The following is a 10,397-nucleotide window of genomic DNA, read 5'->3' as shown; positions in this document are numbered from 1 at the left end:
TGGCGGACCAGGGCGATGGTGAGCAGCTCGGCGTCGCTGCAGGCCGGGGTCGGCCCCGGCCGGGCCGGGATGGTCACCTGCCCGGCGGCGATCGCATCGTCGATGAGCACGTAGACGTGGACGAACAGGTCCTCGGTGGGGAGCATGAGAGGCGCCTCTGCGGGCGAGGGGCTTCGACAACCACCACGCTCCGCAGAGGCGCCCTCATGTCAAGCCATCAGTTGCCGACGGCAACCCACATAACGCGCCTCAGCCGAACGCCTCGCGCACCCCCTCCGAGGCGGGGGCGGGGTCCCCCTGCCCGGCGGGCGGCGCGGCCGCCGCCTCCCCGCGCGGGGCCCCGCCCGGCCCGGCCACGGCGACCACGGCGGGGTCGAGCCGCAGCACCGCGTAGCCGGCGACCGCCCCCGCACCGAAGCCCGGCGCGAAGATGCGCACCGGCCCGGTGATGACGCCGTCCCGCACGGCGTCGTGGATGGCCAGCGGGATGCTGGCCGAGGAGGTGTTGCCGACCTCCTCGATGTTGAAGTAGAGCTGGTCGGCGGTCAGCCCGGCCCGCTCGGCCAGCCCGATGACCATCGTCTTGTTCGCCTGGTGCGGGACGATCAGGTCGATCGCGTCCAGCAGGGTCCCCGCCCCGCCGTCGGGGTCCGGGAGGGCACCGAGCTCCTCGATCATCTGCGACAGGTAGCGGCCGGCCAGCGCCTTCACCTGCGGGCCGAAGACGGTGATGTTGTTGTCGAACTCCGGGTTCGGCCACAGGATGGAGTTGACCTCGCTGGCCGGGCCGCTGGCGTAGGTCTTCAGGTAGGCGATGTCGCCGCTGGTCCCCTCGGGCGCCGGGCCGACCACCAGCGCCGCCGCGCCGTCCCCGAAGATCATGCGGGAGGTGCGGACGTTGCCGATCTTGTCGGAGAACTTCTCGACGCAGACGACGAGGACCGGCCGCTCGACCTCCTGCAGCAGCCGCACGGCGTCGGCGACGCCGTAGGGCATGCCCGCGCAGGCGGCGATCAGGTCGTAGGCCGCGTAGACCTGGTGCATCCCCAGCTGCCCGCACAGGTAGGTGGCCAGCGACGGGATGAGCCGGGAGCTGGTGCAGGTGCAGACCAGCACGCCGCCGATCTCCTCCGGCTGCCGGCCGGCCTTGTCCAGCGCCGCCTCGGCCGCCTGCAGCGCGAGGTCCTCCAGCGGCAGCGAGCTGTACTCGCGCTGCTCGATGCCGGTCTTCGACGCGATCTCCTCGGCGCTCATCGGCGACCAGTTGTAGGCGGTGTTGCGGATGAGGTCGTCGTTGCCGCACACCTGGTCGCCGTGCACCGCGGCCAGCGCCTCGATCCGCGGCTGCACCGCGAACCGCTGCCGCACGTCCAGCTCCGGGTAGGGCCGGACCGGCGGCCGGGACTCCCGCGGGCCGGCGACGTGCCGGGGCCCGGCGCCGGCGCGCAGCCGGCGCAGGAAGGCCCGCACCTCCTTGTCCCGCGGGTGGAAGGCGACCACCCAGTCGTCGTCCCGCAGCCGGCCGGCGTCGGCCAGCTCCACCTGCGAGCGCTCCCACGGGTACTGGTTGTGCAGCACCATGGCCCAGCGGTGCAGCGCCTCGAGCTCGGGGACGTCCTCGGAGACGTCGAGGATGTCGGTGTAGTCGTAGACGGGGTAGTCCGGGTCGTACCGCGGCAGCCGGAAGGTGAGCGCACCCGGCTGCTCCAGGAACTCGGCGACCGTGGGCTTGATCGCCGGCAGCGTCGAGGCGTGGTGCCGCCGGTTGGCGAAGACGTCGAAGAGGATCTCGAAGACGCGGTCCTCGCAGGCGTCGTCCCACCGGGCCGGCAGCTGCGGGTAGGCGTCCTGGACGCCGGAGACCTTGGCCTCGCCGTCCTCCCACGGCTCGAGCACGGGCAGGAAGACGTCGGGGCGGGTGCGCGGCAGGTCGCCCCAGCGGGTCGGCCGCTTGTCGTACATCGTGATGGAGAAGCGGTTGGCCCAGAACAGGTTGAGCGCCATGTCGCGCATGAGGTCGTAGCGCGTGCCGTAGCCGCCGGTGCGGACCCGCTCCAGGATCTCGGTCCCGCTCGGGGCCTTGGTCTCGAAGTCGCGCCGGATGACGCTGTCGAGCTGCTCGAGCGTCTCCAGGGTGGAGAAGTCCAGCTCCGGCATGATGTTGGACGGGAACACCATGCGGCCGTGCCGGTTCAGGACGAACGCGTTCACGAAGAGTCCTCTCGTGACGGGGGCGGTCAGGTCGTGGCGGCGCGCTCCATCCCCCGCTCGACGGCGGTGATGAGGCGGGGCCGCAGCTCGGCGGCGGGGATGATGGCGTGCACCGAGCCGACCCGGCGGGCCCGCTCGATGTCGTGGACGGCCTCGAACTCGTCGGCGACCTCGCCGAGCTTCTCCGACCGGACGGCGGCGCGGACGCCGGCCAGCTCCGCGCGCAGGTGCGCCTGCTGCACCGCGTCGGCCGCGGCGATCGCGGCCTCCACCTCCCGCACCCGCGGGTCGGCGGCGGTGCGCCGGTCGACCTCACGGGTGAAGACCACGGCGGCCGCGGGGGCCCCGCCGATGACCGAGGCGTAGGACCCCTCGACGGCGAGGACCTCCATGTTGTCGTTGAGGACGCCGGAGAACACGACGAACGCGCCGCCGTGGTAGCGGGAGATCACGCAGAACACGATCGGGCCGTCGAAGTTGACCATGGCCCGGCCGATCTCGGCGCCGTACTCCAGCTGGATCTCGCGCAGCGACTCCGGCGACCCGTCGAAGCCCGACAGGTTCGCCAGCACCACCAGGGGCCGGTTGCCGCTGGCGGCGTTGATGGCGCGCGCGGTCTTCTTCGACGACCGCGGGAACAGCGTGCCCGCCGTCCACTGGTCCGGGCCGTCGGCCGGGCGGCTGCCGCGCCGCGGGATCGGCCGGGACTCCACGCCCACCACCGTCACGGGGTGGCCCCCCAGGTGGGCGTCGAGGACGACGGCGGTGTCGGCGTCGGCCATGCCCGCCCACCGCTCCAGCACCGGGTGGTCGGCGTCGGTGACCGCCCGCATGACGGTGCGGATGTCGAAGGCCTTCTTGCGCTCCGGGTTGGCCTCGGCCGAGAAGACGTCGCCGACGGTGGTGAAGTCGCTGGCCGGGTGGGCGTGCGGGAACTCCCGCACGTCCCGGTCCCGCGGGTCGCCGGTGTCGGCCGGCCGGGCCCACCGCTCCCCGGGTGCCCGGTAGGTGTGGTCGTAGTGCCGGAAGAGCAGGTCGACCGCGGCGCCCAGGTGCGGCGCCCAGTACTGCGCCTGCCCGTTGGGCCCCATGACGCGGTCGTAGCCGCCGATGCCGAAGTTGTCCTCCGCCGACACCCCGCCGGAGTAGTCGAGGGAGTGCTTGCCCGTGAGCACCATCGCGCTGTCGGGCGTCATCACCAGGATGCCCTTGGTGTGCATGAGCATCGTGGCCTCGGCGTTCCAGTACGGCTGGGCGCCGACGTTGATCCCGGCGACGACCACGTTGACCTCGCCGCCGGCCTGGGTGAACTCGATGATCCGGCGCAGCGCCCGGGCGACCCAGTCCATGTTCTCCGTGCCGCTGTCCATGGAGATGCGGGCGCCGGAGGACAGCGCGAACCACTCGACCGGGATGCCGCGCTCCTCGGCCAGGTCGAGGGCGGCGACGACCCGGGCGCACTCGGGCTCGGCGACGGTGCCGAGGGCCTTGGTGGGGTCCCCGAGCAGCGCCACCCGCGTCATGCCCTCCGGGTAGCGGGCCGTCGGGGTGCGGACCAGGCCGGTCACCAGGCCGGCCGTGTTGCGGCCCGGCGGGCGCTCGACCGGGGTGAGCCGGCCGTCGCCGTCGAGGTCGAGCTCGACGAACTCGCCGTCGGGCCCGGCCAGCAGCGGGGCCAGCTCGTACGGGTACGCCGCACCCCGGGCCCGGGAGCCGAGCACCTTCTCGGTGTACTCGTCGAGCGGCCGCATGGGCTCGGTCGGCCGGTCGGTGACCTCCATGCGGACCCCGGTGCCGGGCCGGTGCGAGAAGCGCAGCGCCACCTCCCGGGGTGGCCCGCCCGCTTCCTGCAGCCGGGCCAGCAGCACGATCTGGTCCAGGCCGGCGCCGACGGTCAGCGGTGCGGCGGTGCGGGCGAAGGTGGCGACCTGCTCCAGCGGCACCTCGATCGACGGCCAGGCGTACAGGTGGATGCGGTTGTGCTCCAGCGGCCGCCGGGAGCGCCGCAGCGACTGCGCCCGGCGCAGGCTGTCCAGGCAGGCGGTCAGCTGCCGCTCGGCGGTCGGGTAGCCGACGATCTCACCCTGCTCGTCGCGCACCGGGGTCAGGTCGCGCACCTCGGCCATGGCGACGAACCGCTCGTCGTCCGGGTTCTCCCGGGCGCTGACGTGCAGCAGGTAGGTGTCCTCGGCCGAGGGCACGCGCTCGCCGTCGAACTCCTTGAGCCGCCACACCTGGAACCGCTGGGCGGTCAGCGGGTGCAGGCCGCGGATGAGCCGTTCCTCGGCCAGCCCGGACGGCGACGCGCGGAAGGTCACCGTGTCGACGTCGCCGCCGGGGGTGCACACCGTCACGGTGACCCGGCGGACGGCGGGCACCGCCTCGAGGGGGCGCAGCGCCCGGTGCAGCTCGGCTACCACGGCCTCGTCGTCGGCGGGGCGGTCGGGCCAGGACAGGTAGAGGTCGACCAACAGGGTGCGCGGCTCGCCGACGTCCCCGGCCGGCCGGGTCAGCTCGCCGACCAGGGCCGGCAGCTCCGCCGCCTCGGCCATGAGCGCGACCAGGTGCAGCCGGGTGCCCAGCAGGTCGTAGTCGGCGGTCACGCAGGAGCTGCCCGCCAGCAGGGACGACCGCAGGTTCTCCAGGTCGCGGCTGCGGTAGTAGCGGCGGGTCAGCACCTCGAGGACGGGGTCGGGGACGGCGGTCCGCCGCCCGAAGCGCTGCGCCAGCAGGCGGACCAGCGGCTCGGGGCTGGCCACCAGCGCCTCGATCCGCCGGATGCTCTCCGCCGCGTCGCCGCGGGCGCCGGCCTCGTCGAGCTCGTCGAGCAGCCGGCCGGCCTCGGTGAGGACCTGCCGGCGGGCCTGCCGGAGCACCGGCTCCTCGAAGTGGCGGTAGCGGACGGCGCGGGCCAGGTCGCCGACCGTGGGGTAGCGCAGCTGGGTGGCGACGACCAGCCGGTCGAGCACCTCCGCCACCTCGGCGCGGGAGGAGCCGTCGGGCAGCTCGGGGGCGGTGAGCCAGCGGTCGAGGAGGGCCTGCACCGCGGGCAGCTGCTCGGCGACGCGCTGCTGGGCCAGGAAGATGCGGAAGACCGCCTCCTCCAGCGCCGGGCCGGGCTCGAGGTCCTGCACGCCGTAGCGCAGCAGGGCCCGGCACAGGCGGGCGCGGAAGCTCTCCGGCAGCGCCTCGCGCTCGACGTCCAGGGAGTGCAGGTAGGCGTGGAAGTACTCCCGCGGGCTGTGGACCTGCGCGTCGGCCTCCTCCTCGGCGCTGGCCGGGCGGTTGCGCGTGAGCTCGCACAGGTCGGCGAACGTGGTGAGCACGGCCAGCTCGCCGCGCAGCAGGTCCGGGTCGTCGGGGACGGCGTCCCGGGCGGGGCCGTAGCCGGCCACCAGCGCGCGGGCGTGCCCGCCGCTGACGTCGTACCCGGTGATCAGCGCCTGCAGCTCGGCCAGCAGCGACCGGGCCCGCTCCCCCGGTCGGCCCTCGGCCGGGTCGCCGGCGACCGGCAGCTCGACGCGCTCGCCGGAGGCCTCCTCGACCTCGCCGCCCGCGCGGTCGAGGGTCAGCAGCGCGGCCCCGGCGTCGACCTGGGCGTTGACGGCCGCCTGGACGTCGCGGACCCGGCCGGCGAACGGCGCGCGCACCGGCGTCTCCATCTTCATGCTCTCGAGCACGGCGACGGTCTGGCCGGCCTCGACCTCCTGGCCGGCCTCGACCCGCACGGCGACCACCACGGCCGGCGCGGGGGCGCGGACCACGCCGCCGACGTCGAGGGCCACCCGGTGCGTCTCGCCGTCGACCTCGACCAGGGCGGAGCCGGTGGCCGCCGAGACGACGACGGAGAACCGCTCGCCGGCGGCGGTCAGCCGGCTCTCCAGGGGGCCCAGCCGGTCGACGTCGACGTCGACGGTCCGGCCGTCGAGCCCGACCCGGTAGCGGTCGCGGCCCAGGGTCGCGACGGTGAGCCGGTAGGCCTGCCCGCGGTACCCGAGCTCCAGGGTCCGCCCGACCCCGTGCGGGGCGCGCGGCCGGCGCCCGCGCGCGGCGGTCAGGAAGGCCGCCCGCTCGCGGGCCTCCTCGGCGTCGGCCACGTCGACGGCCACCTGCACCAGCGCCACCCAGGCCCGGCCCAGGGGCCGGGGCCCGGCGCCGGCGCCGGTGCGGTCCAGCCAGCCGGTGTCGACGGTGCCGGCCCGGACCTCGGGCCGGTCGAGGAGGTCGAGCAGGAAGGACTTCGTCGTCGTGCCGCCGCGGAGCACGACCGTCGTCTCCCGCAGCGCGCAGCGCAGCCGGGCCAGCGCCTCGGGGCGGTCCCGGCCCCAGGCGATGACCTTGGCGACCATCGAGTCGTACTGCGGCGGGATGACGTCACCGACGCCCATGCCGGTGTCCACGCGCACCCCCGGGCCGCCGGGCAGGCGCATGAGCTCGACCCGCCCGGGCGCGGGCGCGAACCCCTGCTCGGCGTCCTCGGCGTTCAGCCGGGCCTCCACGGCGTGCCCGGACGCCTCGGGGACCGGCCCCTCGAGCCGGCCGCCGGCGGCCACGTGCAGCTGCAGCTTGACGATGTCCAGGCCGGTGGTCTCCTCGGTCACCGGGTGCTCCACCTGCAGCCGGGTGTTGACCTCCAGGAAGGTGAACAGCTGCTCGTCGGGCTGGTAGAGGAACTCCACCGTCCCGGCGCCGACGTAGCCGGCCGCCTTGACCAGCGCGGTCGCGGACTCGCGGAGGGCGGCGTCCTGCTCGGCGGTCAGCGCCGGGGAGCTGGACTCCTCGATGACCTTCTGGTTGCGGCGCTGCACCGAGCAGTCCCGCACGCCGGGCGCCCACACGGTGCCGTGCCGGTCGGCGACGACCTGCACCTCGACGTGCCGGCCGCCCTCGACGAGCCGCTCCATGAACACGACCGGGTCGCCGAAGGTCCGCTCGGCCTCCACCCGCGTGCGGGTGAGCGCCTCGTCGAGGTCGGCGGCGCTCCGGACGACGCGGATCCCCCGGCCGCCGCCGCCGCTGCGCGCCTTGACGATGAGCGGGTAGCCGATGGCCTCGGCGTGCCGGCGGCCGTCCTCGAGGTCGGCCACCGGACCGCGGCTCCACGGCGCCACCGGGACGCCGGTCTCCTCCGCGAGCACCTTCGCCTCGATCTTGGCCCCGAGCAGGCGCATGGCCGCCGGCGGCGGGCCGATGAACGTCACGCCCAGGTCGGCGCACAGCTCGGCGAAGGCGGGGTCCTCGGCCACGAACCCCCAGCCGACCCAGGCCGCGTCGGCGCGGCTCTCCCGGAGGGCGCGCGCCAGCTCGTCGTGGTCGAGGTACGGGGAACGGGCACCGGTGTCGCGCAGGAGGACGGCCTCGTCGGCCACCCGCACGAACGTCGCCCGGCGCTCCTCCTCGGTGTGCAGGGCCACGACCCGGGTCCGCCGGCCGTGCTCGGCGTCGAGCTCGCGGACGGCCCGGACGAGCCGGACGGCCGGCTCCCCCCGGTTGACGACGGCGATGCGGTCGAACACCCGAGCGCCCCTCCCTGTCGGTGGTCCCGTGCCGGCGGCGCCGGCCGGGAGCGGCTACGCGCGCGGGCCGGTGCCCCCGGCCGGCGCCGCTCCTGCCCCGGCCGCGCCCCGCGGGGTCGTGCCGGTCGTCGGGGCGGGTGTCCGGGTCGACGTCACCGGGGCCTCCTCGCAGCAGGGGCGTGTCCGCCTCGTGGCAGGGCCGGGACGCCCCGACGGTCGCGGGCCCCGGATCGCTACGTGCGCAGCATCCTGCGGGAGCAGCGCCATGGCAACCGGCGGCGCCGTCCGGCGCTCCCGCCGCGTCCGCGACGGCCGCGCTGGCCCCGCGGGCGGCCCACCCACCATGCTGGGCGGGCCGGGGACCGGCGGGGCCGGTGGTCACCTGGGAGCGCGACGGAGGAGGACCGGGATGAGGGTGACCGTGCTGGGGGCGGGCTCGTGGGGGACGACGGTGGCCGCCCTGCTGTGCCGCCGCGACCACGAGGTGCTGCTCTGGGCCCGCGACCCGGACGTGGCCGCCGAGGTCGGCGGCGAGCGCACCAACGGCGCCTACCTGCCCGGGGCCCGGTTGCCGGCGCGGCTGGGGGCCACGGCCGACCTGGAGCGGGCCGCCCGGCACGCCGAGCTGCTGGTGGTCGGCGTCCCGACCGGAGCGTTCCGCGGGGTCCTGGAGCGGGTCCGGCCGCACCTGGCGCCGTGGATCCCGGTGGTCAGCCTGAGCAAGGGGCTCGAGCGGGACACCCACCTGCGCATGACCGAGGTGGTCAAGGACGTGCTGCCCGGCCGGCCGGCGGCGGCGCTGACCGGCCCCAACCTGGCGCGGGAGATCATGGCCGGCCAGGCGGCGGCCAGCGTGATCGCGACCGACGACCTGACGGTGGCCGCGGCGCTGCAGCGCGAGGTGCAGCGCGGGCTGTTCCGGGTCTACACCCACCACGACGTCGTCGGCTGCGAGGTCGGCGGCGCCCTGAAGAACGTCGTCGCGATCGCCACCGGGATGGCCCAGGGCCTGGGCGTGGGCGACAACACGAGGGCCGCGGTGATGTCGCGGGGCCTGGCCGAGCTGACGACGCTGGCCGTGGCGATGGGCGGGGAAGCGGCCACCCTGGCCGGGCTCGCCGGCATGGGTGACCTGGTGGCCACGTGCATGAGCCCGCAGAGCCGCAACCGCCACGTCGGCGAGCAGCTGGGCCTGGGCCGGTCGCTCGACGACGTGCTCGGCGAGATGCGCATGGTCGCCGAGGGGGTGCGGACGGTGGCCACCGTCGTGCACCTGGCCGACCAGCACGGGCTGGACATGCCGATCGCCCGGACGATCTCCGACGTCGTCACCGGCCGGATCCGCGCCGCGGACGCCTACCGGGGCCTCACCCGGGCCGTGCCGGCCGGGCACGAGTCCCAGCCGGGCTGACCGGCGCCGTGGCCCGCCGCGGGCCACCGCGGCCCGCCGTGGTCGGTCGTGGTCGGTCGTGGTCAGACGGCGGCGGTGCCGATGAGCCCCTTGCGGGTCACCAGGCCGGCGAGCTCCTCCTCCCCGAGCCGCTCGGTCCCCGCGGGGCGGCGCGGCAGGACCATGTACCGGGACTCCGCGCTGGCGTCCCAGACCGAGATCCGCGTCGTCCCCGGCAGCTGCAGGCCGAACTCCCGCAGCACGCCGCGGGGGTCCCGCACCACCCGGGAACGGTAGGCCTCGCTCTTGTACCAGCCCGGGGAGGGCCCCAGCAGCGCGATCGGGTAGCAGGAGCAGAGCGTGCAGACGACGACGTTGTGCTCGGCCTCGGTGTTGGCGACCACCTTGAGGCGCTGCTCCTGCAGGCCGCCGGACATCGACAGCCCGAGCTCGCGGATCGCGCCGTTGGCGTCCGCGAGGAGCCGCTCGGCGAACCCCGGGTCGACCCAGGCGCGGGCGGTGACCCGCGCGCCGTTGGCCGGGGAGCCGCCGGCGAGGAACTCGTCGATGCGGCGGTCGATCTCGCCGTCGTCGAGCAGGCCGCGGTGCTCCAGCAGCGCCTCGACGTGGCGCACCCGCGCCGCGATCGGCGAGCCGACGTGGGTCCCGCTCATGCGCGCTCCCCGATCGGTACCAGGTAGTCCTCCCACAGCTCCACGGTGACCGTGTGGTCCCCGGCGCCGAACAGGTCGGCGGCGGCGAAGCGCACGTGCCACACCGGCTGCGGGGTGCCGGCCCGGCCGCGGGCCCGCTCGTCGGCCAGCGGGTGCACGCCCGCCTCCTCCACGAGGACGCCGACGGCGCCGCGGGCGTACCGGGGCAACCGGGTGTGGCCGTCGGGATCGGTGCTGCGGGTGCGCACCCGCATGCCGGGGGCGAGGTCAGGCACCGGGCACCTCCAGCTCCTCGGGGGTGGCCAGGTCCTCGGGAGTTGCCACGCCCTTCTCCGCCAGCAGCGTGACGATCGCGGTGAACCAGCGCTCGTAGTAGGAGGCGGCGAGGTACTCCTGGGGCGGCATCCGCTCGATCGCGTCGCGGAACTCGTCCAGGTTGTAGACGCCCCGCCGGATCAGCGCCCCGTTGAGGGCGAGGACGTGGGCCTCCCAGTCGGCGTGGAAGGGCGGCTCGTCGGGCTCCTCGGTGATCGCCGGGAACCCGGCCATCCCCCCGACGTCGTTGATGCGGCTCACGCCTGCTTCCTACCCTGCCGCGGGCGGCCC

General features: G+C 75.5%; 6 protein-coding genes. 1 reads left to right on the top strand and 5 read right to left on the bottom strand.

Annotated elements, in window-relative coordinates; all coding sequences use genetic code 11:
- Positions 1-249: 249 nt before the first annotated feature.
- On the bottom strand, positions 250-2,211 hold the full coding sequence (locus tag D0Z06_RS10785; protein WP_117377365.1) for a 3-oxoacyl-ACP synthase III family protein: 1,962 nt from the start codon (positions 2,209-2,211) through the stop codon (positions 250-252).
- 26 nt (positions 2,212-2,237) lie between these two features.
- The gene (locus D0Z06_RS10780) at positions 2,238-7,727 is read right to left on the bottom strand and encodes an ATP-binding protein (protein WP_117377364.1); all 5,490 of its coding nucleotides are present in this window, start codon (positions 7,725-7,727) and stop codon (positions 2,238-2,240) included.
- Between the two features lie 409 nt (positions 7,728-8,136).
- Here D0Z06_RS10780 and D0Z06_RS10775 point away from each other — a divergent pair, with 409 nt between their 5' ends.
- Positions 8,137-9,138, top strand: a complete 1,002-nt coding sequence (locus D0Z06_RS10775) for an NAD(P)H-dependent glycerol-3-phosphate dehydrogenase (RefSeq protein WP_117377363.1) — start codon at positions 8,137-8,139, stop codon at positions 9,136-9,138.
- A gap of 62 nt (positions 9,139-9,200) precedes the next feature.
- Here D0Z06_RS10775 and D0Z06_RS10770 read toward each other — a convergent pair whose 3' ends face one another.
- Genes D0Z06_RS10770 through D0Z06_RS27105 form a run of 3 tightly spaced genes read right to left on the bottom strand, consistent with a single transcriptional unit; the run spans position 9,201 to position 10,367 of the window.
- Positions 9,201-9,791, bottom strand: coding sequence for a nitrile hydratase subunit alpha (locus tag D0Z06_RS10770; protein WP_117377362.1), 591 nt, complete (start codon positions 9,789-9,791; stop codon positions 9,201-9,203).
- On the bottom strand, positions 9,788-10,066 hold the full coding sequence (locus D0Z06_RS27110) for an SH3-like domain-containing protein (RefSeq protein WP_117377361.1): 279 nt from the start codon (positions 10,064-10,066) through the stop codon (positions 9,788-9,790). Before D0Z06_RS27110 ends, D0Z06_RS10770 begins: the two co-directional genes overlap by 4 nt.
- Positions 10,059-10,367: an SH3-like domain-containing protein gene (locus D0Z06_RS27105; protein ID WP_117377360.1), complete on the bottom strand. Its 309-nt coding sequence runs from the start codon at positions 10,365-10,367 to the stop codon at positions 10,059-10,061. Before D0Z06_RS27105 ends, D0Z06_RS27110 begins: the two co-directional genes overlap by 8 nt.
- Between the last annotated feature and the right edge of the window lie 30 nt (positions 10,368-10,397).

Origin of the sequence: Geodermatophilus marinus (genome assembly GCF_003428645.1) — a bacterium.
GTDB lineage: Bacteria > Actinomycetota > Actinomycetes > Mycobacteriales > Geodermatophilaceae > Geodermatophilus.
Note: the sequence above shows the minus strand (reverse complement) of the source record. Positions and strands in the feature narration are given on the sequence as shown.

What these genes read in the sequence shown, in the direction of transcription:
- D0Z06_RS10770 (WP_117377362.1), bottom strand. Translation starts at nt 9,791, where the DNA reads ATGAGCGGGACCCACGTCGGCTCGCCGATCGCGGCGCGGGTGCGCCAC.
- D0Z06_RS10775 (WP_117377363.1), top strand. Translation starts at nt 8,137, where the DNA reads ATGAGGGTGACCGTGCTGGGGGCGGGCTCGTGGGGGACGACGGTGGCC.